Annotated in this window: 21 protein-coding genes; 16 read left to right on the top strand and 5 right to left on the bottom strand. The window is 45.5% G+C overall.

Annotation, left to right across the window (positions count from 1 at the left end; genetic code table 11):
• The first annotated feature begins 643 nt into the window (after positions 1–643).
• Positions 644–3,148 carry a CoA-disulfide reductase gene (locus tag BMZ71_RS08115; RefSeq protein ID WP_086989078.1) on the top strand — a complete coding sequence of 835 codons (2,505 nt, stop codon included), beginning with the start codon at positions 644–646 and terminating at the stop codon, positions 3,146–3,148.
• Between the two features lie 314 nt (positions 3,149–3,462).
• Here BMZ71_RS08115 and BMZ71_RS14865 read toward each other — a convergent pair whose 3' ends face one another.
• Positions 3,463–3,639, bottom strand: coding sequence for a hypothetical protein (locus tag BMZ71_RS14865; protein WP_177187547.1), 177 nt, complete (start codon positions 3,637–3,639; stop codon positions 3,463–3,465).
• A gap of 189 nt (positions 3,640–3,828) precedes the next feature.
• On the opposite strand from BMZ71_RS14865, the gene BMZ71_RS14860 reads away from it, so the two are divergent.
• From BMZ71_RS14860 to BMZ71_RS15435, 4 genes are all read left to right on the top strand, one after another.
• Positions 3,829–4,005: a hypothetical protein gene (locus BMZ71_RS14860; RefSeq protein WP_177187546.1), complete on the top strand. Its 177-nt coding sequence runs from the start codon at positions 3,829–3,831 to the stop codon at positions 4,003–4,005.
• The gene (locus BMZ71_RS08110) at positions 3,989–4,564 is read left to right on the top strand and encodes a Fic/DOC family protein (RefSeq protein ID WP_086989079.1); all 576 of its coding nucleotides are present in this window, start codon (positions 3,989–3,991) and stop codon (positions 4,562–4,564) included. The genes BMZ71_RS14860 and BMZ71_RS08110 overlap by 17 nt, the downstream gene beginning before the upstream one ends.
• Positions 4,565–4,728: 164 nt before the next feature.
• On the top strand, positions 4,729–5,988 hold the full coding sequence (gene uvsE, locus BMZ71_RS08105; protein ID WP_086989080.1) for a UV DNA damage repair endonuclease UvsE: 1,260 nt from the start codon (positions 4,729–4,731) through the stop codon (positions 5,986–5,988).
• Between the two features lie 5 nt (positions 5,989–5,993).
• Positions 5,994–6,125: a hypothetical protein gene (locus tag BMZ71_RS15435; protein ID WP_256957862.1), complete on the top strand. Its 132-nt coding sequence runs from the start codon at positions 5,994–5,996 to the stop codon at positions 6,123–6,125.
• Here BMZ71_RS15435 and BMZ71_RS08100 read toward each other — a convergent pair.
• The gene (locus BMZ71_RS08100; protein ID WP_086989081.1) at positions 6,120–7,304 is read right to left on the bottom strand and encodes an ATP-binding protein; all 1,185 of its coding nucleotides are present in this window, start codon (positions 7,302–7,304) and stop codon (positions 6,120–6,122) included. The two genes, BMZ71_RS15435 and BMZ71_RS08100, sit on opposite strands and share 6 nt — an antisense overlap.
• A 91-nt stretch (positions 7,305–7,395) precedes the next feature.
• Positions 7,396–7,602: a hypothetical protein gene (locus tag BMZ71_RS08095; protein WP_086989082.1), complete on the bottom strand. Its 207-nt coding sequence runs from the start codon at positions 7,600–7,602 to the stop codon at positions 7,396–7,398.
• A gap of 139 nt (positions 7,603–7,741) precedes the next feature.
• Between BMZ71_RS08095 and BMZ71_RS08090 the strand changes: the two genes are divergently transcribed.
• The 4 genes from BMZ71_RS08090 (at position 7,742) to uvsE (BMZ71_RS08075) (ending at position 11,248) form a co-directional block, all read left to right on the top strand.
• The gene (locus BMZ71_RS08090; protein WP_086989083.1) at positions 7,742–8,146 is read left to right on the top strand and encodes an AbrB/MazE/SpoVT family DNA-binding domain-containing protein; all 405 of its coding nucleotides are present in this window, start codon (positions 7,742–7,744) and stop codon (positions 8,144–8,146) included.
• Between the two features lie 2 nt (positions 8,147–8,148).
• Positions 8,149–8,565 carry a type II toxin-antitoxin system death-on-curing family toxin gene (locus tag BMZ71_RS08085; RefSeq protein ID WP_086989084.1) on the top strand — a complete coding sequence of 139 codons (417 nt, stop codon included), beginning with the start codon at positions 8,149–8,151 and terminating at the stop codon, positions 8,563–8,565.
• A 375-nt stretch (positions 8,566–8,940) separates the two neighbouring features.
• Positions 8,941–9,930: a Gfo/Idh/MocA family protein gene (locus BMZ71_RS08080; RefSeq protein WP_086989085.1), complete on the top strand. Its 990-nt coding sequence runs from the start codon at positions 8,941–8,943 to the stop codon at positions 9,928–9,930.
• A gap of 58 nt (positions 9,931–9,988) precedes the next feature.
• Complete coding sequence (uvsE, locus tag BMZ71_RS08075; protein ID WP_086989086.1) at positions 9,989–11,248, top strand: UV DNA damage repair endonuclease UvsE; 1,260 nt, start codon at positions 9,989–9,991, stop codon at positions 11,246–11,248.
• A 107-nt stretch (positions 11,249–11,355) separates the two neighbouring features.
• Here the strand turns inward: uvsE (BMZ71_RS08075) and BMZ71_RS08070 are convergent, their stop codons facing one another.
• Positions 11,356–11,787 carry a NanQ anomerase/TabA/YiaL family protein gene (locus BMZ71_RS08070; protein ID WP_143596703.1) on the bottom strand — a complete coding sequence of 144 codons (432 nt, stop codon included), beginning with the start codon at positions 11,785–11,787 and terminating at the stop codon, positions 11,356–11,358.
• Positions 11,788–11,884: 97 nt separating this feature from the next.
• A complete protein-coding gene (locus BMZ71_RS08065; RefSeq protein WP_086989088.1) occupies positions 11,885–13,030 on the bottom strand; it encodes an RNA-guided endonuclease TnpB family protein in 1,146 nt (381 codons plus the stop codon).
• Positions 13,031–13,129: 99 nt separating this feature from the next.
• On the opposite strand from BMZ71_RS08065, the gene tnpA reads away from it, so the two are divergent.
• The 7 genes from tnpA to wecB all read left to right on the top strand — a co-directional run bounded on the left by tnpA (position 13,130) and on the right by wecB (position 20,811).
• Complete coding sequence (gene tnpA, locus BMZ71_RS08060) at positions 13,130–13,567, top strand: IS200/IS605 family transposase (RefSeq protein ID WP_086989089.1); 438 nt, start codon at positions 13,130–13,132, stop codon at positions 13,565–13,567.
• A 1,255-nt stretch (positions 13,568–14,822) separates the two neighbouring features.
• Positions 14,823–15,437, top strand: a complete 615-nt coding sequence (locus BMZ71_RS08055; protein WP_086989090.1) for a sugar transferase — start codon at positions 14,823–14,825, stop codon at positions 15,435–15,437.
• A gap of 2 nt (positions 15,438–15,439) precedes the next feature.
• Positions 15,440–16,303 carry an NAD-dependent epimerase/dehydratase family protein gene (locus BMZ71_RS08050; protein ID WP_086989091.1) on the top strand — a complete coding sequence of 288 codons (864 nt, stop codon included), beginning with the start codon at positions 15,440–15,442 and terminating at the stop codon, positions 16,301–16,303.
• A 13-nt stretch (positions 16,304–16,316) separates the two neighbouring features.
• The gene (locus tag BMZ71_RS08045) at positions 16,317–17,546 is read left to right on the top strand and encodes a glycosyltransferase family 4 protein (protein ID WP_086989092.1); all 1,230 of its coding nucleotides are present in this window, start codon (positions 16,317–16,319) and stop codon (positions 17,544–17,546) included.
• A 5-nt stretch (positions 17,547–17,551) separates the two neighbouring features.
• Entirely contained in the window at positions 17,552–18,571 is a 1,020-nt protein-coding gene (locus tag BMZ71_RS08040; protein WP_086989093.1) for a polysaccharide biosynthesis protein, read from the top strand.
• Positions 18,571–19,680 carry a capsular polysaccharide biosynthesis protein CapF gene (locus tag BMZ71_RS08035; RefSeq protein ID WP_086989094.1) on the top strand — a complete coding sequence of 370 codons (1,110 nt, stop codon included), beginning with the start codon at positions 18,571–18,573 and terminating at the stop codon, positions 19,678–19,680. The genes BMZ71_RS08040 and BMZ71_RS08035 overlap by 1 nt, the downstream gene beginning before the upstream one ends.
• Before the next feature lie 6 nt (positions 19,681–19,686).
• Complete coding sequence (gene wecB, locus BMZ71_RS08030; protein ID WP_086989095.1) at positions 19,687–20,811, top strand: non-hydrolyzing UDP-N-acetylglucosamine 2-epimerase; 1,125 nt, start codon at positions 19,687–19,689, stop codon at positions 20,809–20,811.
• Positions 20,812–21,104: the final 293 nt, after the last annotated feature.

The following is a 21,104-nucleotide window of genomic DNA, read 5'->3' as shown; positions in this document are numbered from 1 at the left end:
TAGTTCGCAGGAGAACAAGCTGTGAATGCATGCGCAGCTCCGGCTAGGATCCGGTAATAGGAGGAAAACGAATACCGAAGAGCCCAACTCCGTTGAGAAGGGCGCTCACCGGAGGAAGGCACCAGCTCCTGTTAGGGTCTGCTTCGCCGGAGCTGGATCGAGGGCAAACATCGTACCTCCGGGGAGCCGTTGTTCGACGGAGGACAGCTTGCGTCCGCGTGCTCAGCTCCGGCTAACATTCGCTTGCGGGAGGAAGACGAATACCGAAGAGCGCAACTCCGTCGAGAAGGGCACTCACCGGAGGAAGGCACCAGCTCCTGTTAGGGTTTGCTTCGCCGGAGCTGATGCGAGGTGGAGATCCTGTCCTCCGGGGAGCCTTTGTTCGACGGAGGACAGCATCAGAAGTCGCGATCAGCTCCGGCTAGGTGCCGGTAACAGGAGGACATCAGGTCACCGGCACCCCAGCTCCGACGACAAAGGCCCTCGTCGGAGCTGGGCGGCACCGGCGGGCCGGGATTGTGAGTTTGTGCAAAATTTTTTTAACATCTCTGTCACATTTTCCTTTACAAATCATACCTACCGGGGTATTATTATCTGCATACAACCGAAACTTAAAAACTTTGTGAAATGAGGATTAATATACATGAAACGTAAAATTGTGATCATCGGCGGTGTAGCCGGCGGGGCGACTGCAGCGGCACGCTTGAGAAGATTGAATGAAGAGGACGAAATCGTCATCTTCGAAAAGGGTGAATACATCTCTTTCGCCAACTGCGGCTTGCCTTACCACATCGGCGGCGTGATCCAGGAGCGCGATAACCTCCTCCTGGAAACAGTCGGCGGCATGGCGAAGAAATTCAACATCGGCATCAAGAACTTCAGCGAAGTCGTGAAGATCAACCGCGCCAAAAAGACAATCACAGTGAAACACGTAAGAACAGGCGCTACAACCGAAGAAAGCTACGATAAATTGATCATCTCGACCGGCGCACGTCCGATCAAACCGGCCATCGACGGCATCGAGGCGGCGCAGAACGTCTTCACGTTGCGCAACATCCCGGATATGGACAAGATCAAAGCCTACATCAACGAGCATCAAGTGAAACGCGCGACCGTCATCGGCGGCGGCTTCATCGGCTTGGAAATGATGGAAAACCTATGGGAACTGGGCATCCACGTATCCTTGGTGGAAATGAGCGACCAGGTCATGGCACCAATCGACTTCGAGATGGCGCAATCCGTGCATGCGCATATCGATATGCATAACGTCAACCTGATCCTAAGCGACGGCGTCAAAGCTTTCGAAAACAACGGCTCGAAAGTCCGCTTGAACAGCGGCAAAGTCCTCGACACCGACATGACGATCCTTTCGATCGGTGTGACACCTGAGAACGAATTGGCAGTCGATGCCGGTCTGAAGACAGGCGTACGCGGCTCAATCGTCGTGAACGACCAGCTGCAGACATCCGATCCGGATATCTTTGCGGTAGGGGACGTCATCGAAGTGACTGACTTCGTCAACGGCAGCCCGACAGTTGTGCCATTGGCATGGCCAGCGAACCGTCAAGGCCGCTTGGTGGCTGACCACCTGAACGGTATGGATGTCCGCTACAAAGGCACGATGGGAACCTCCGTAGCGAAAGTCTTCGAATTGACCGTGGCGGCAGCCGGAAACAACGAGAAAACGTTGAAACGTTGCGGCACCGACTATAAAGTGGTCCACATTCATCCGAACTCCCATGCTGGTTATTACCCAGGGGCTTCCCCATTGGACATCAAATTGTTGTTCGGCTTGGACGGCAAAATCTTGGGTGTGCAGGCAGTCGGAATGGAAGGCGTGGAAAAACGCGTCGACGTGATCGCGACAGCCATGAAATTGGGCGCGACCGTCTACGATTTGCCGGATTTGGAATTGGCATACGCACCGCCGTATTCATCCGCCAAAGACCCGGCCAACATCGCCGGCTATGTGGCTTCGAACATCCTCGAAGGCAAAATCGACACGTTCCAATGGCATGAAGTCGACGGCCTGATCGAAGCGAGCGCATTCTTCCTCGATGTCCGCGAAGACTTCGAGTTGGCGACCGGCGTGTTGGGCGATGCCTACACGATTCCGTTGGGCGATATCCGCGCGCGTATGAGCGAATTGCCGAAAGACAAGACCATCCATGTGTTCTGCCAAGTCGGCCACCGCGGCTACAACGCAGCCCGCATCCTGATGCAGAACGGCTTCACCGTCAAGAACCTGGACGGCGGCTACAAAACTTACAAACAAGCGAACACGACGTTGAATTATAAAGAGGAAGCGCCGGAAGAGGCTGTGCATGTGGAACCGACACACGCGAAGCCAGCCCAACCGGTCGGCAACACGATCCAAGTCGATGCCTGCGGACTGCAGTGCCCGGGTCCGATCCTGAAAGTCAAAGAGAACATGGACAAAATGGTCGACGGTCAGGAATTGATCATCGAAGCATCCGACTTCGGCTTCCTGGCGGATATCGCTGCCTGGACGAAGAACACCGGCAACACGCTGCTCTCGAAAGAAATCGACGGCAAAATCGTCCGCGCCCACGTGGCGAAAGGCAAAGCGGGCGCAGCAGCACCTGCAGCCCCAGCCGGCTTCAACGCTGCGGCAATGGCAGCCCAAGCGGCACAAGCACCGGTCCTGCAGGAAACCAAGGACGGCGCCACAATGGTCGTCTTCAGCGGGGACTTGGACAAAGCCTTGGCATCTTTCATCATCGCCAACGGAGCGGCAGCTTACGGCAAACAAGTGACGATGTTCTTCACTTTCTGGGGCCTGAACGTCATCAAACGTCCGGAAAAAGTCAGCGTAGCCAAACGCGGCATGGAAAAAATGTTCGACATCATGCTGCCGAACCACGCCGGCCAACTGCCAATCTCGAAAATGAACATGGGCGGCATGGGCTCGAAAATGATCCAAGCCGTCATGAAACAAAAGAACGTTGACCCCTTGCCTGTCATGATCGCCCAAGCCCAAAAAATGGGCGTCAAGATGGTCGCCTGCACCATGTCCATGGACATCATGGGCATCAAAGAAGAGGAAATCATCGAAGGCGTAGACTTCGGCGGTGTAGCAGCTTACATCGGCGACACAATGGATGCGAACTTGAATTTGTTCATCTAAATCAAGACCAATACGGCTCCCGCTGCGGCGGGAGCCTTTTCTGTTGGCATTCGGTTGGTTTGGATGGTTAGTTCAGCCGAGGAAAGGTGATGGTGTCGACTGAACGAAGTGCGAAGAACACCGAACAGCCGACAAAAAGCTCCGGTGTTGACTAAACGGAGAGCGGAGAATACTGAAGAGTCAACAAAAGCAAAATCCGTCGGCTGAATGAAGCGTCCAGAAAACCGAACAACTGACGAACAAGCTATTATGCCGGGCGGATGCCCAGGACGGTATCCTAATTTGGGTTATTTTGATAACCCAATACCAGGTCGTCAGCTGAACGAAGGGCGAAGAACACCGAACAACCGACGAAAGACAGGAGTGTCGACTGAACGGAGAGCCAAGAATACCGAAAAGCCGACGAAAGGCAATGGCGTCGACTGAACGCAACCCGAAGCACGCTGAACAGTCGACAACGGCAGCTCAACCACACCGCATTCGCTCAACATAGGCTTCCCCCGCCGGACGAATGCCCAGGACGGTATCCGGAATAACGAAGAAAATCTTCATCCGCTGATTCAATTCCAGTCGCTAAATTTTTTCGAAATGCTGCTGTAATGAGCCCCAAACTGTTTCTGTAGCATAAGACCTTGTCTTCGATTATAATAAAGTAACGAACGAGAGGGGTTGATGACATTATGAAAACACTGCAAATGAACTCGCCGGAAGTCAAGCGCATCAATAAGAATATGGCTATGGAGAATTTGTATTTGAGTGAAGATTTACAAAAACGAGCACTCGCTATCGTCAATTCCGGCAAGCCTATTACAATCGCTTTGATTAAGAAAGAACTCAAAAATGTCAAAGTACAATAAAGGAAATAACGATGAGTATTTGTTGCAGAATAATCTCTTGGGTGTAAGCAATCAAGACGACTTAACTCAAGCGGAAGCATTATCTTTTTTTGTCAGAAATGCAGAAATCGAGAAGGGAATCTACACTATCAAAGGATTCTCAAAAAGGGACTTCATGGCAATTCATCATCACCTCTTTCAGGATATTTATCCATTCGCGGGTAAATTCAGGGATGTTAATCTAAGCAAAGGGGCTACCGTATTTTGTCAATTTCAATTCCTGGACGCTTATGCAGATAGTCTATTCAATCAACTAAAAATTGAGGGTAACTGGGAAACTGGTGAAATTGCAGCAAAGAGACTAGCCTATTTTAAAGCAGAACTGAATATGCTGCATCCTTTCAGAGAAGGGAACGGTCGCACGATCCGCATATTCTTGGCGGCATATGTTAAGGAAAAGGGATACATGTGGAGATATGAAAATATGGACACACAGGTTTACTTGGAGGCAATGATCAAATCGAAACAGGATGAATCTGATCTTGAAAAATTGTTACTAACAGTTTTGGAACCTTTATAAACTGATTCGAATAATCATCGGAATAGTCCAATACAAAATCGTTCGCAAAATAATGCGAGGAGATTGTGTTGGGCCATTTTCTTTAGCTATCAAATGACGTTTTGCAGAATGTGTTTTAGTTGATTGATTTTCAGCAGTAAATCTGAACGAAAGGAGCACCGCCTATGTCCATCGGCTATGCCTGCCTCAACATCGGTACCCCGCACACAAACATCCGCAGCCTCATGCAGAAAAACGCGACCGCGGAAAAGCTGACGGAAGTGACCGCGCATAATCTGGAGACGTTGGAGCGGATAGTCGATTACAACATCGCCAATGACATCCACCTCTACCGCATCAGTTCGGATCTGATCCCGTTCGGTTCGAGCCCGGTCAACACGCTCATTTGGCCGGAAATCCATAAAGAAGCCTTCGAACGCATCGGCTCCAAGATCCGCAAAAGCGGCATGCGCGTCTCCTTGCATCCGGGCCAATACACCGTGATGAATTCACCCACGGAAGACGTCGTCGCACGCGCCATCGAAGATCTCAATTACCACGACAAAATCCTGACCGCGCTCGGCGCCGACCAAACCAACAAAATCGTCCTGCATGTCGGCGGCAGCAATGGGGATAAAGCGGCGGCAATGGATCGCTTTGCTGCGAACTTCCAGCGCTTGCCGGAAATTGTTCAAAACCGACTGATTATCGAGAATGACGAGCGGCTCTACAACATCGAGGATGTCCTGAATCTGGCGAACCGACTTCAGATACCAGCCATCTACGATAACCTGCACCATGCCATCAACCCACCTCCTTCAGGAGGCCACGACCAATACTGGATTGCCGAAGCCAAAAAGACCTGGAAGGAAGAGGACGGCAAACAGAAGATCCATTATTCCCAGCAAGCTATAGGCAAACGACCGGGCGCCCACACCGAGACGATTAATCTGGAGACCTTTCTGCAGTTCTACAATCAACTCGTCGACCCGACCATAGACATCATGCTGGAAGTGAAGGAAAAAAAACTTTCCGCCATCAAATGCCAGAACGCGACCACAGAAACCCAACACCTAAAACTTTTGGAAAAAGAATGGGGCCGCTACAAATATGCCATCCTCGAACGGTCGCCGGCGATCTATCAAGCCATCCGCACGCTGCTGAAGGACAAAGCCGATTATCCGGTCCAGGAATTCTATCGCCTGATCGACGCAGTCTTCACCGAAGAAATCCGTCCCGGTTACGCTGAAAACGCCGCGGCCCACGTCTGGGGCTACTTCAAAAAAAATGCCACCGACACCGAACGCAGCCAGTACGAAAAGAACCTCACCAACTACCGGAACAATACCGGAACGCTCGAAACCCTGAAACGCCAACTCTTCAAGCTGGCTGAAAAATATGAAACGGACTATCTGTTGCAGTCGTTGTATTTCTATCTGGAGTGAAACGTTTGAAACAAAACAAAAAAGAATCAGGGAAGCTGGCTTTTTCAAGCTGGTCTCCTGATTCTTTTTTTGCTCATGCCTATAACCGCCACCGCGAAATACAGAATCTTTTCCTTCAGGCGGACATGCTCTTATAAATTATGGATCCTTTTAAGATATTTATCGAACTGCGGAACAGTGAAGTCAACTTCGCCGCGATTGGCCGAATAGATAAAACCTTTATGGATCAATTGAGCCCGCAAAGGGGAGATGGCAGAGACGGGGCACTGCATCTGCTCAGCCAGCGCTTTTGTCGAACAAGGCAGAGCGCCGCATTTTACCATCGCGATCATGAAATCCAGTTCCCTTGGCGTCGCCCGGTCATGGCGCACTTTGAAGAAGCTTTCGTCCAAACTTTTCTCGAAATTCGAATAGACATCCTCAACCATCGTGGCATCTATGACGCGATGATCCACCGATACTTTTGCCCATACTTGATTGCCGTATTCCTGCAGGAAATAGGGGTAGCATTCGGTGATTTGAAGGATCTTTTCAATCGCTTCGCTAGTGTAGGACACTCCCCATTTCATTGCGGGTTCCTCCAACGCCATTCTTGCCGCATTTTTTTCCAAGGAACCGATGGCAACAAATTTAAACAGCCTCTCTGCGTAGGACTTTACATCCCCGGCAATCTTGGCGATTTTCGGAAGTCCGGCCGCAAACACGATCAGCGGCAGTGCTTTTTGGTTCACTCTGTGTATCGCGGCGATCAGAGCTTCGAATTCGTCGTCTTTCATGTACTGGATTTCATCAATGAATAAGGCAACTCCGGATTCTTGTTTCTGCGCCAGTGTCCCCAGAGATACAAATAATTCAGTCAGGTCGTTCTCAAAATTTCCGGTGTCGGATATGCCCACAGCCGAATCGATTTCCGAATCCATGCTGAGACTGACTTCGCCATCCTGCGAATATTTGAGGGAAAAAGCTTTCAGGACCGAGAGCGATCTGGAAAGGTGCTTCTTCAACTTTGCTTTGACGCTCATTTGCTGAATCAACTTAAAAACATGGAGCGAAACGCTGCTCTTAAAGGAACCACGCTCCGAAATTTCAAGATGCTCATACCGGATGTCTTCTTCGTCCGCCATATCTTCTATTTTGTTCAGCAAAACCGTCTTGCCCACGCCTCTGAGACCGTAATAAACGACAGAACGATAAAAATCGCCGTTTTTGATATAAAATAATGCTTCTTCTGCTTCACGTATCGTATCCTCGCGCCCAGCCAAATATTTGGGCGGTACACCTGCACCAGGCGTGTACGGGTTCAATAATTTTCGCATCCCAATCCATCCTTTCCGAGCTTGTTACCCATATTATATTCCTTATTCAGGCAAATACAAGCGATTTATGTCGGCAATAACCTATATATACTTATAAAGTTAGTTGCTGCATATTAAAGGAGAGTGGATGCTTCAAAAATCCCATCTCCGGCGAGCGACTGTCTGCCGGAGGAGAGGAGCTCGCTGGCAGCGCAACATCGGCGAAGCCGTTGTGGTCGGAGGTAATGATTTTTTTAAGATTTTCCTCCGGCGAAGCCGGCTTCACCGGAGGTGACTGTATTTTAGCTTTATCATCCAACGCACAATCCTTATAACAAGACTGTCTACGATAACCGCGGTATGGATTGACAATAACTGTATATACTGTTAATCTGTATATACAGTTATTGCGCGTATTCAGCTCTTAAAAAATCAAAACAGAGAGGACGGAGAATACTATGGGTGAGAACACCAAAGCGAATGCCACAGCCATTTCGGAAAAAAATCCGCCGACAGACAAAAAAAGAGGAATGGCCAAACGCACTTATCGTTATTCGCTTGCAGAAAGTAATAAACGATCGAAAGACAAGGTAAATACTTTTAAGTTGCGAGTGACCGGTAACAGCGTGGTTATCTCTGTTCCTGAAGACGTACTGCGCACTTTACATGCTGGACCTGGAGATGAAATCCAATACATCACTGTAAAAGTTAACGATGGAGAAAAAGAGATCGACACCGTTTTAATCTCAAAAGTTACTCCTGCTGAAATACCGAAGCACCTAGAAACTGAAGAGCTTGATTCAATGTTGGACGATTACTTCGATAAGTATGACTCGGTAATGAGATCATTGGCCGACATGTAACAATGAAATATCTGACCGAAGAACAATTGATTCAGATCAACACGAGAATCATCAAAAGGTACACACCTAAAGAATTGATAGGCATCAGAGAACCAGCAGCGCTAAATGCAGTGATTGAAGCGCCGAAAGCAACCGCATTTGGAGAGGAAGCCTATCCGACAATTTTCGAAAAAGCAGCAGTGCTGCTACTTGGGATTGCAGGGAAGCAGCTATTTCAAAACGCCAATAAGCGTACAGCTGTTGTTGCAACTGACATTTTCTTCCTTATCAATGGATATACAGCCACCTGGGAGCATGATGAGTATATTGAATTTGTCATGAGTGTGGTCCAAAGAAGCGAGGAAACTACGAACGACTTCGACGAACTCAAGCAGGACACTTCGGCCAAACTCCAAGAAAAATATAAAACGAAAAATTGATAGCCGCCTACCCGCAAGGCAACGAAAAATAAGGAAGCCGTAAATCACTGCATTTTGTCAGTGTTTTATGGCTTTTTGCATGTGATTAATTCTTGCTTTCTAATGATATCCAATAGTCGGCAACACACCAACTACAACGAAGAGAGCGCTCATCGGAGCATGCACCTCGCGCCAGCAACCAACTGCGACGAAGGATTTTTGACCGGAGTTGGTTGCCTTTCGATTTCCTTACCTCCGGTCAGGATAGGCTTTTCCGGAGAAACAAACAGAACAAGACCGCCACCTCCGGCGGAGTGAATGTTCAATCTTCTGTCGCATCAGTCCGAGGGCTCGAATGGTACAATGAACAATATACACAAATCAGGAGGATAGCAAATGAAGGAGACAGTATGGGGAATGATCGGCTGTGGCGACGTAACGGAGAAAAAAAGCGGACCAGGCCTCTATAAAGCCAACGGATCCCGGTTGAAAGGGGTGTACAACCGCACAGAAGCCAAGGCGTATGATTGGGTGCAACGTCATGGACATGGCCAAGTCTATGCAACGATAGAGGAACTGCTGGCGGACGAAGAAATCACGGCCGTCTACATCGCCACACCGCCGGTCACGCATTTCGACTACGCTATGCAGGTTATTGCCGCGAATAAGGTGCCGTTGATCGAGAAACCGATGGCGCGCACATTCGAGGAATGCCAAGCGATACTGGATGCAGCCGGGGAGAATGGCTTGCCGGTATTCGTAAGTTTCTATCGCCGCGCACTCGAGAAATTCCAAAAAATCAAAGAATTGCTGGACGAGGGAGCGATCGGGCAACCGCAATTGGTGGAAATCCGCCAGTACCAGCAACCGGCACCAGAAGACTTGGATAAGGACAACTTGCCTTGGCGCCTTCAACCGGCTGCTGGTGGCGGGAAGGAGCTGGATATCCAAGTGCATGTGCTCGATTACTTGGCTTATTTCTTCGGTGAAATTACCGCGATGACCGGCATCGTCGAAAACCGGGCCGGCCTCTATGAAGTCGAGGATACCGTCTCAGCTTCCTTCCGCTTCGCGAACGGCGTCGTCGGGTCGGCAGCCTGGTGCTATGTCGCGGACTTCGACTTGGATGAAGTGACAATCATCGGTTCGGAAGGGACCTTGGTCTTTGAAGGCACGAGCTTTGAATGGATCCGCCTCATCAAAGACGGCGAAACCACGACCTACACTTTCGAAACGCCGGAGCACGTCGCCATGCCATTCATCCAAATCGTCGTTGACGAACTAAACGGAAAAGCGAAAAGTCCAGCCGATGCCGCCAGCGCAGCCAATGGTATCCGGATGTTTGATGTGCTGCTGAAGGATTATCGAGAAAGCTCCAAAAGCTAAAAAATGTAATGCAGTAATCGAGTTCCATCGGGAACTCTGAACGAAAGGAGGAACCCCTATGTCCATCGGCTATGCCTGCCTCAACATCGGCACACCCAACACAAACATCCGCAGCCTCATGCAGCGCAACGCGACCCCGGAGAAGCTGACGGAGGTGACCGCGCATAATCTGGCCGCGCTGGAGAAGATGATCGACTACAACCGCAAGAACAATATCAAACTGTTCCGCATCAGCTCTGACCTGATCCCGTTCGGCTCCAGCTCGGTCAACGCGCTCCCCTGGTGGGACATCCACGCCGAAGCCTTCCAGCACATCGGCGCGAAGATCCGGAAGAGCGGCATGCGGGTGTCGTTCCATCCGGGCCAATACACCGTCCTGAATTCGCCCGACGAAGATGTCGTGGCGCGCGCTATCCTCGATCTCGCGTACCACGCCAAAATGCTGGAGTGTCTGGGCGTCGACAATCAGCACAAAATCGTCCTGCATTTCGGCGGTATCTATGGGGATAAAAAAGAAGCACTTGAGCGCTTCGAACAGAATTTCCGCCGCCTTCCGGAAGCTGTCCAAAATCGGCTCATCATCGAGAATGACGACAGGCTCTACAATATCGAAGAGGTCCTCGAACTGGCGCACCGACTCCAGATCCCGGCCGTCTACGACAATCTGCACCATGCCATCAACCCGCCGCCGACCGGCAAAGATGACCGCCACTGGATCGCCGAAACCGCCAAGACCTGGAAAGCCAGCGACGGCAACCAGAAAATTCATTACTCCCAGCAGGCGCCAGGCAAACGGCCGGGCGCCCACATCGATACGATCGACCTAAAGACCTTCCTGACTTTCTATGAACAGCTGGAGGACAAACAAATTGACATCATGCTGGAAGTGAAGGACAAGAACCTGTCCGCCATCAAATGCCAAAACGCGACCACAACCGCGCCAAAACCAGTGCTGCTGGAAAAAGAGTGGGGCCGCTACAAATATGCTATCCTCGAACGGTCGCCCGCGGTCTATCAAGCCATCCGCACACTGCTGAAAGACAAGGAGGCCTATCCGGTCCAAGAATTTTATCGCCTCATTGACACGGCCTTCGCCGAAGAAATCCACCCCGGACAAGGTGAGAATGCCGTAGCCCATGTCTGGGGCTATTTCAAGAAGCACGCGACCGAAACTGAGCGCAAGCAATACGAAATGAATCTTGCGAATTACCGCAACGGCAACGGAACGCGCGCAACCCTGAAACGGCATCTTTTCAGATTGGCGCAAAAATATGAATCGGAGTATCTGTTGCAGTCGTTGTATTTTTATCTGGATTGAAAAGTATACGGAAGGAAATGTTTCTCGGCTAGTTGCATTTCCTGGATAATCAAAAAGAAGCCAGAACCGGGATTGCGCGAGCGATTCCGGTTCTGGCTTTTTCAGCATTACATTTTTACTTTCACAACAACCTTCTTGACAGGTGCCAGTTCATCTACCGCCAAACCCGGGCGGTGGGCATCCTGTGGTTCGAACACCGCGAACTGTCCCGCATGCAGTACGAAATGATCGCCTTCCGCATCGAAGAAGTAGATATCATCTTCAGGCCGATCCTCCGTCTTCACGACATCATCCAGCGCTTTCCAGCCCATTTTTTCGCTACCTTCCACGATGTACTGGATGTCCGTGTACGTGTAGTGCGCTTCCCAGCGGCATTCCTCAGGCAGATGCGTCTCATATTCCTGTACCAACGCGAACACCGCATCACCATCGATTTCGTAGCGTACTGCAGGTAAAGCTGCCAAATCCGTTTCTCTTAAAAACCTCAGTCCCTTATACAGCGACTCGTTCAAATTCTTATAGAAATCCATATTTGCCAATGCATCAATGATCGTGAACTACATCGGCACTGAAGTACCGAGCTTCTGGGAACACCCATAACTTGTCTAGCGAGCATTTCAGCTCCAAGACAGCGGTTTAGGCTGATTTTACCAAGGCTTGCCCCAAGCCAATCGAGAGAATATTTTTTGCGGCATTGATATCACGGTCGTGATGCACATGACAACTTGGGCACTCCCATTCTCGAACATCCAGGGCGTGCTTGCCGTCATCGAAGCCGCAGCTCGAACAGATTTGCGAGGTCTTATACGGATTCACCACAATTAGTTCTTTGCCGTATTTAGCGCATTTGTATGCCAACATCCGCCGAATTTCACGCCACGATTGTGCCGCTATACTGCGGGCCAGTTGATGGTTTTTCATGAGGTTGGCCGTCTGCAGGTCTTCCAAAACGATAATGTCATACTCGCGAACCAACCGAGTCGTCAGCTTATGCAGGCGGTCTTGCCGTTGGTTCTTTTCTTTTTGGAAGATGCGCGCGCGTTGCTCTTTAGCCCGCTGATAGTTTTTGGCTGCTGACAACGCAACGCCGTTTTCTTTGGCTTTCCGCGCACGACGTGCCGCCCGCTGCTCCCAATACAAGCGTTTCGGCGCAAGCTGTTCGTGGAAGCGAATGGTTTTGATTTTATCGCCCGTGGATAAGACCATCAGGTCTGACACACCCATATCAATGCCGACCGTCTGATGCGTTTTATGCGTAACGACTTGGCTTTCGTCGTCTACGAGTAAACTACATTCATAGGTGCCGGCTGCAGTGCGGGTTATTGTAGCCCGTTTGATTTTGCCGGTAATCGGTTGTCCTGAACGGAACTGGACCCAGCCCAATTTAGGCAAACGCAAGTAGTTCCCGTCCAAACGAATGCTGTTGTTGACGTTTTTCGAGGTATACGATTGACGGGCGTGTTGCTTGCTCTTGAAGGTAGGGTGCTTGAAGTGGCTGCGGTTCTGGAAGAAGTTTTTGAAGCTTTGCGCCAACTCGTTTGAGACTTGCTGCAGGCTAGTAGAATCGGTTTCTTTCAAAAACGCGTATTCCTTCTTCAACGTAGGCAATAGGTTGTTTAAATCATACTCAGTCAACGTGGGTAGCAATGCATTGTTTTGATAGCGTGCGTTCCACATCGCCAAAAACTGATTCCATACAAAACGGGCATTGCCGATGCTTTGCGCAACGAGCTGTTTTTGTTGGGGCTTGAGCGTCAGTTGTCCTTTAATTCCGTGTAGCATGTTGTTTCACATCCTCTTATGTGATACACTAATTATAACACATATGATATGCTTTTAAAAGCTTATGGAATCGTATTTTCAACTTTAGGGGGAATACACATGTTTATTAAAACAAGGACGAATGTCTATCGGACAACCTATCATTTGGTGTGGGTGACGAAATACCGCAAACCGATTTTCATTGATGAAGCTAGTCGCCAAGCGATGAAAAGCATCCTGCGGGAAATCGCAGAACGCAATGATATAACTATTTTCGAAATGGAAGTAGTTGCCGACCACATTCACATGGTGGTCTCGTTTCCGCCGCACAACTCCATTAGTTCCGTCATGAAGGCATTGAAAGGCCCGTCCGCACGGGAATGGTTCAAACAGTTCCCTGCGACGAAAGAGCTTTTATGGGGTGGTGCACTATGGTCGGGAAGCTATTTTGCCAGTACTGTAGGGGACGTATCCCAAGCGATTGTACTGGAATACGTACAAAACCAACTGACAGACTACAACAGTGGGCGTCCGAGGCGCGATTCATCCCCCGGTTGAAACCGGAGGTTTTTTCGCTGACGCCCTTTATGAAAAAATTCCTCCATCCGTTCGATTGTGAATCAATAGTACCAGTATAGGGCAGATTCCTTCGATTGAATAGGCTTTCAACGCATTGTTGAGATTTCTGTCGCAACTGGGAAGCGTGCTGCACCTATGGCCACCTCCGACGAAGCGGGGGTTCGTCGGAGCACACTGCTCGCATCAGCTACGCAGTTACGGTAAAGATGCTGTTTATCGGAGTACAGTAGGGTGAAAATGCCAGCTGCCCTCTTGCTTACAGCCTTTCAAGAGGTGATCAGTTTGTGCCAACTGTAATAGTAAGTGAAAAATAAAGTTATGTGTATATTGCTTGCCGTTTTCAAATATGTCTTTTTGAGATCAAAAGAAAAATAGATAACACCGTAATAATATGGTTTTTCACATATTCTCATACACGACACATTATTGGTTAACAAACAAATACATGGATAGGGTATTTATCCTCAAATCACTCAATTGAGTGAAGCTATTACAATCAGATATTAAGACTAAACTTACCCAAAGATGGACACTGCAAGATGTCGGGAAAATCAGTAAAAAAGTCAGTCAAGCCTTGTGTGTAAGTAAAGCTGGATTGGCTTTTAAATAGCCTCGTTTTAAATATGGCTCCGTAGCTGGATCATCATGCCACCTCCGATAAAGACATATACCTCCGGAGACAGGCTGCACTAGCTACCCACCTCCGCCGAGCTGCTGTTGACCGTAGGAGACCGACTCGCAAACAGCGCATCTCCGTCGGAGCTATCTTAACCGGAGGTAACAAGCGTTACGGAAAAGTGTTATCTGAAATTATGACTATTGGAATATAAAATAAAAAATCTGTCAGAAAAGGATTATAATAGAGGGTACGGATTGCAAGGAAGAACTAACAAAGCAAGAGTCTTAATCGGGGATTTATAGAATGCAGAACATTAAATAATAGTGGTATTCTTAAAAATACTAAATCGTAATTCAACTTTTATTATAGTTTTCGTAATCAAAAACAAAAGGTTGGAATAGCGTGAATTCATACTTTAGTCACAATGAATTCGTTTGCTTTCTTATCATTCGGCTTTTAAAAGTAAATTTTAAGTAAAACTTCAAAAAAACTTCGATTTTTGTGCAAAAATGGTTGTAGAAATGTTATCATAACAAATACTGAAAGATATTTTCTTTATATGATTATATCTTAGCGACAATTATAAGAAGAAAAAAATAATTATAGGGGTGCTTTATGAAATATTTGAAGGCAAAAAGAGTGATTGATCTTGTTCTTTCGGTATTGGCCGCAGTCATTTTATCGCCAGTGTTCTTAATTTTATTTATTGCAATAAAATTAGATACACCGGGACCTATCTTCTTCAAACAAAAGAGAGTCGGCATCAACAAAACCCACTTCAATATCTTGAAGTTCCGTACGATGCGTATCGACACACCAAAAGATACACCAACACACCTATTAGGGAATCCTGATCAGTACATCACAAAAGTCGGAAAATTTCTTAGAAAAACAAGCTTGGATGAATTGCCGCAAATCTTTAACATCATCAAAGGAGAAATGGCCATCATCGGACCGCGCCCTGCCTTGTGGAATCAATACGATCTGATTGCTGAAAGAGACAAATACAAAGCGAATGATGTGCGCCCTGGCTTGACCGGTTGGGCCCAAATCAACGGCCGTGATGAGTTGCCAATTACTGTCAAATCTGAGTTGGATGGAGAGTACATTCAAAAAATGAATTTCGCTTTCGATGTAAAATGTTTTGTCGGAACAATCACTAGTGTTCTGAAAAGCGATGGCGTTATTGAGGGCGGTACTGGTGCACTTAATGAAGGAGGTAATCAATAGGTATGAAGAGAATATTGATTACAGGTGCCAATAGCTATATTGGCACCTCTTTTGAAAAATGGGTCGCACAATGGCCTGAAGAATATCATGTGGATAACGTTGAGACGAGAAATGGTGAATGGAAAGAAATTGATTTTTCTCCGTATGACACGATTTTTCATGTAGCGGGCATTGCCCACCAAGATGCGAAAGCAGATCAAGAAGAACTATACTACAAAGTTAACAGGGACCTCACCATTGAAGTTGCTCAAAAAGCTAAGGCTGAAGGCGTCAAGCAATTCATTTTCATGAGCAGCATGATTGTTTATGGAGCAAGCAGTAAAATTGGTGAGACTAAAATCATCACGAGAGATACTGTACCGGAGCCAATCAATTTCTACGGGAATAGCAAGCTACAAGCGGAACAGGGAATCCTTCCACTACAGTCGGACGGATTTAATGTCGTCGTTATCCGTCCGCCGATGATATACGGTAAAGACTCAAAAGGTAACTATCCGCTTCTGGCTAAGTTCGCGAAAATCACGCCTGTATTTCCGAATATAGAAAACAAACGGAGCATGCTCCATATCGATAATTTGACTGAATTTATCCGATTGATGATCGAACATTCAGAGAATGGTGTATTCTTCCCACAAAATCGTGAATACATTAAGACTGCTGAAATGGTCAAGATTATAGCTGACGTAAAAGGCAAAAAAATTAGGTTGACAAAACTTTTTAATCCAGTATTGGTTGGTTTGGGCGGAAAAGTGAATGTCGTTAATAAAGTGTTCGGAAGTTTGCTTTATTCACAGGATATTTCAACGTATAAATATGATTACCAATTAAATGATTTAAAGGCATCAATAATAAATACTGAGAATTAAAGGGTGGTTGTACTTGGAAAAACATATTCTCGTCATTTCTCAATACTTTTTCCCAGAGCAATTCCGTATTAACGATATTTGTGAAGAGTGGGTAAAAAGAGGATATAAGGTTACAGTAGTCACTGGTATTCCAAATTATCCACAAGGGAAGTTTTACGATGGATTTGGTGTATTCAAACAGAATAAACAAACTTATCGTGGAATTGAAATCATCAGACTACCTATTGTACCAAGAGGAAATAATTCATTGATGTTGGCACTAAATTATGCCTCATTCGTTGTTTCGGGCTTTTTTTGGCAATTATTTACGGAGTTAAAACCAGATAATGTGTTTATTTTCGAGGTATCACCCATGACCCAGGCCTTACCTGGTGTGTGGCTATCAAAAAGAAGAAATATACCGTGCTACATATATGTGCAAGATCTGTGGCCTGAAAATGTAGAAATAATCACTGGAATTAAGAACAAAACAATTATCAACGCCATTGGAAAAATGGTCGATTACATTTATAAAAACAGTACAGGAATTTTTACAACCTCGCGTAGTTTTGTGGAAGCAATCATTTCCAGAGGTGTCGATAAGGTAAAAGTTAATTATTGGCCGCAGTACGCGGAAGACTTCTACGTTCCTGTTGAAAAGCAAAATATTGAAGAAATACCAAACGTTGATAATTTAAACATCACATTTACCGGTAATATAGGTCAAGCACAAGGCTTGGATATATTAGTAGAGGCTGCAAAAATCTTAAAAGAAGATTATCAAGTTGATAATGTCACGTTTAATATTGTTGGCGATGGCAGGTACAAAGAGAAGTTTAAACAGAATATCACAGATAATGAAGTGACTGACATGTTTCACTTTGTCGGCAAACAGAAACCTGAGAAAATCCCTGATATTCTCGCGTCTAGTGACGTTGCTTTTCTCTCACTGATTAAAGACCCTTTATTCTCAAAGACAATTCCTGCAAAACTTCAGTCTTACATGGCATGCGGGAAGCCAATCCTTGCTGCTGCAGATGGAGAAACAAGCACTATCATACTCGAATCCGAATGTGGAATATGTGTGCCGTCGGGAGATGCCCTTGCCCTTGCAAAAGGGATTTTGGAATATTTAGAAATGCCTTCTGAGAAAATAGCAGGTATAGGAACAAAAGCTAAATCTTATTACGATGAAAATTTTAAAAAGTCGTTATTAATGAATGAAATGGATAGAACTTTTACAAAGAACTTATTGGAGGTATAAAAAATATGTTTACTAACAAAACGTTATTGATTACAGGTGGAACAGGTTCATTCGGAAATGCGGTATTAAAGAAATTTTTAGATACAGAACTGAAGGAAATCCGTATTTTCTCACGTGATGAAAAAAAACAGGATGATATGCGTAAAAAATACAACAATCCAAAAATAAAATTCTATATCGGAGACGTTCGCGATGTGAACAGTGTTCGAAATGCAATGTATGGCGTAGATTATATATTCCATGCAGCTGCACTAAAACAAGTACCTTCTTGTGAGTTCTTTCCGATGGAAGCTGTAAAGACAAATGTCTTAGGAACAGATAATGTTTTAACTGCTGCTATTGAAGCAGGAGTCAAAAAAGTAATCTGTTTATCAACAGATAAAGCTGCCTATCCAATTAATGCCATGGGTACTTCTAAAGCGATGATGGAAAAAGTATTTGTAGCAAAATCACGCAATGTGGATCCGGAAAAAACGTTGATTTGCGGCACCCGTTACGGAAACGTAATGGCTTCACGCGGTAGTGTTATTCCTTTATTCGTAGAGCAGTTAAAAAAAGAAAAACCATTGACAGTAACAGAAGGATCAATGACTCGTTTTATGATGAGTTTGGAAGAAGCTGTTGATTTAGTTATGTTTGCGTTTGAGAATGCAGAACAAGGGGATATCATGGTGCAAAAGGCACCAGCTGCCACTATCAATACATTAGTTGAAGCTGTCCAAAAAGTATTCGGCACGAATCTGCCAGTTGAGAGCATGGGCATTCGTCATGGTGAAAAAATGTATGAATCTTTGCTGACAAAAGAAGAAGCAGCTCATGCAATCGATATGGGTGGATTTTACCGGGTACCGTCTGACAAACGTGACTTGAACTATGGTAAATTCTTTGAAGAGGGAAGCCAGGAAGCTGTTCATTTAGATGAATATAACTCAGATAATACGGATCAATTGACCGTTGAAGGTATGTTAGAGAAATTATTGAAACTTGATTACATACAAAAAGAATTAAAAGGATGGAATGCTTAATGAAGGTTTTAGTTACTGGATCCAATGGCTTCATTGGCAAGAATCTAATTGCTGAATTGGAAGCAACGACAGAGCATGAAATTTTATCTTACGATAGAGATACAGATGTATCATTATTAGATTCTTATTGTGAGAAAGCCGATTTTGTTTTTCACTTAGCGGGAGTGAATCGGCCTGAAACCGAAGCAGAGTTTATGATGGGAAATTTTGGATTCACATCGACCTTGTTGGCTACTTTAAAAAAGCATAACAATAGCTGCTCGGTTATGATTTCTTCATCAATTCAAGCTGAATTAAGCAATCCGTATGGTGAAAGTAAAAAAGCAGGCGAAGACTTATTGAAAGCTTTTAGTAATGAAACTGGTGCTGACGTTTTGATTTATCGTTTTCCGAATGTATTCGGTAAATGGTGCCGTCCCAACTACAATAGTGCGGTAGCAACCTTTTGCCATAATATCACGCATGATTTGCCGATAATGGTAAACGATCCGGAAGTTATGCTGAATTTAGTATATATTGATGATGTTGTAAAAGAATTAACTCGTGCTTTGGATGGGAAAGAGAATCGCCAAGGGAATATCTGTGAGGTGCCAACGGTACATACCATTAAATTGGGTGATATTGTTACCCTGCTGGAATCTTTTAAAGTAAGCCGAGAAGAACGTTCGATTCCTAATATGGTGGATGCTTTTACCAAGAAATTATATAGCACTTACTTAAGTTATTTACCAGAAGACCAGTTCTCTTATCCATTAAAGATGAATGTTGACCAACGAGGTTCCTTTACAGAAATTATACGTACTCCCGATCGTGGGCAAGTGTCTGTGAATATTTCCAAACCGGGCATTACAAAAGGCAACCACTGGCATCATACGAAAAACGAAAAGTTTTTGGTTGTCAGCGGAACAGGTGTGATCCGTTTCCGCAATTTAAATTCCGATAAAGTGATTGAGTACTTCGTAAGCGGCGACAAAATGGAAGTTGTGGATATTCCTGTAGGATATACGCATAATATCGAAAATATCGGAGAGAGCGATATGGTCACAGTCATGTGGGTTAATGAAGCATTTGATCCAGAGATACCCGATACATATTATTTGGAGGTTTAAATATAGATGAAGAAATTAAAAGTGATGACCGTCATAGGGACGCGTCCTGAAATTATCCGTTTGTCTGCAGTGATGAATCGTTTAGAAGAATCGGAAGCAATTGAGCACGTTGTTGTACATACTGGCCAAAATTATGATTATGAGTTGAATGAAGTCTTTTTTCAAGATTTTCATTTGAAAAAACCTGATTATTTCCTGGATGCAGCGACAGGAACAGCAATTGAAACAATCGGAAATATCTTAATAAAAATCGATCCAATTTTGGCAGGAGTTGAGCCGGATGCTTTATTAGTTCTAGGGGATACAAACAGCTGCTTATGTGCTATTGCAGCAAAACGTAGACATATTCCAATCTTCCACATGGAAGCCGGAAACCGTTGCTTTGACCAACGTGTGCCTGAAGAAACCAATCGTAAGATTGTAGATCATACTGCAGACATCAATTTGACATACAGTGACATTGCACGCGAATATTTGTTGGCTGAAGGATTGCCTGCAGATCAAATAATAAAGACTGGTAGCCCAATGTTTGAAGTATTAGCTTCACGTAAAGAAGATATTGCGAAGTCTGACGTACTAGCTCGCTTAGGGTTGAAAGAGAATAACTATTTCCTAGTCTCAGCTCACCGTGAAGAAAATATCAATTCAGATAAGAACTTTATTGGATTGGTGAATAGCTTAAATGTCATTGCAGAAACTTACGACATGCCTGTTATCGTCAGCACCCACCCACGTACACGCAAAAAGATAGAAGAAAAAGGAATTACATTCCATCCACAAGTGCAACTGATGAAACCTTTAGGATTCAATGATTACAATCATTTGCAAATCCGTTCCAAAGCAGTTTTGAGTGATAGCGGTACAATTAGTGAGGAATCTTCTATATTAGGTTTCAGAGCTTTAAATATCCGGGAAGCACATGAACGTCCGGAGGCTATGGAAGAAGCTAGTGTTATGATGGTCGGTTTAAATACTGAACGTATCATGCAGAGCTTGAATGTATTGGAAATGCAAGAAAAAAATACTTTACGTTATGTAACAGATTACAGTATGCCAAATGTATCGGATAAAATATTACGTATTATTCTTTCTTATACAGACTTTGTGAACAGGGTAGTTTGGAAAAAATAAATGAATAATAAAAATATTAAAAGTATTAAAAGTATTAAAAGTATTAAAAGTGATAGAATAATTGGCATTGAATTGCTTAGATTACTTTCAATGTTTATGATTGTCATGCTATATAAATTGAGTTAAATTGCATTCGTTTTTCCTCCTGTAGGCGTATACTAAAGAAAACACTTGAGGAGTGGGGAACATGGAAACAGAACGCCAAATCCGTGAATTGGAAAAAGCGATGACTACGACAGACAACCGCCGGTTGTACGAGCGTTGCCTGGCAGTCAAGTTGGTTCTCGAAGGCC

Source organism: Trichococcus flocculiformis, from assembly GCF_900113645.1.
Lineage (GTDB): Bacteria > Bacillota > Bacilli > Lactobacillales > Aerococcaceae > Trichococcus > Trichococcus flocculiformis.
This window is presented reverse-complemented; position numbering and strand designations above follow the sequence as displayed.

Excerpts from the sequence above, each read along its gene's own strand:
- BMZ71_RS08115 (WP_086989078.1), top strand. The coding sequence starts at position 644 with ATGAAACGTAAAATTGTGATCATCGGCGGTGTAGCCGGCGGGGCGACT.
- BMZ71_RS14865 (WP_177187547.1), bottom strand. The coding sequence starts at position 3,639 with ATGTTGAGCGAATGCGGTGTGGTTGAGCTGCCGTTGTCGACTGTTCAG.
- BMZ71_RS14860 (WP_177187546.1), top strand. The coding sequence starts at position 3,829 with ATGAAAACACTGCAAATGAACTCGCCGGAAGTCAAGCGCATCAATAAG.
- BMZ71_RS08110 (WP_086989079.1), top strand. The coding sequence starts at position 3,989 with ATGTCAAAGTACAATAAAGGAAATAACGATGAGTATTTGTTGCAGAAT.
- uvsE (WP_086989080.1), top strand. The coding sequence starts at position 4,729 with ATGTCCATCGGCTATGCCTGCCTCAACATCGGTACCCCGCACACAAAC.
- BMZ71_RS08100 (WP_086989081.1), bottom strand. The coding sequence starts at position 7,304 with ATGCGAAAATTATTGAACCCGTACACGCCTGGTGCAGGTGTACCGCCC.
- BMZ71_RS08090 (WP_086989083.1), top strand. The coding sequence starts at position 7,742 with ATGGGTGAGAACACCAAAGCGAATGCCACAGCCATTTCGGAAAAAAAT.
- BMZ71_RS08085 (WP_086989084.1), top strand. The coding sequence starts at position 8,149 with ATGAAATATCTGACCGAAGAACAATTGATTCAGATCAACACGAGAATC.
- BMZ71_RS08080 (WP_086989085.1), top strand. The coding sequence starts at position 8,941 with ATGAAGGAGACAGTATGGGGAATGATCGGCTGTGGCGACGTAACGGAG.
- uvsE (WP_086989086.1), top strand. The coding sequence starts at position 9,989 with ATGTCCATCGGCTATGCCTGCCTCAACATCGGCACACCCAACACAAAC.
- BMZ71_RS08065 (WP_086989088.1), bottom strand. The coding sequence starts at position 13,030 with ATGCTACACGGAATTAAAGGACAACTGACGCTCAAGCCCCAACAAAAA.
- tnpA (WP_086989089.1), top strand. The coding sequence starts at position 13,130 with ATGTTTATTAAAACAAGGACGAATGTCTATCGGACAACCTATCATTTG.
- BMZ71_RS08055 (WP_086989090.1), top strand. The coding sequence starts at position 14,823 with ATGAAATATTTGAAGGCAAAAAGAGTGATTGATCTTGTTCTTTCGGTA.
- BMZ71_RS08050 (WP_086989091.1), top strand. The coding sequence starts at position 15,440 with ATGAAGAGAATATTGATTACAGGTGCCAATAGCTATATTGGCACCTCT.
- BMZ71_RS08040 (WP_086989093.1), top strand. The coding sequence starts at position 17,552 with ATGTTTACTAACAAAACGTTATTGATTACAGGTGGAACAGGTTCATTC.
- BMZ71_RS08035 (WP_086989094.1), top strand. The coding sequence starts at position 18,571 with ATGAAGGTTTTAGTTACTGGATCCAATGGCTTCATTGGCAAGAATCTA.
- wecB (WP_086989095.1), top strand. The coding sequence starts at position 19,687 with ATGAAGAAATTAAAAGTGATGACCGTCATAGGGACGCGTCCTGAAATT.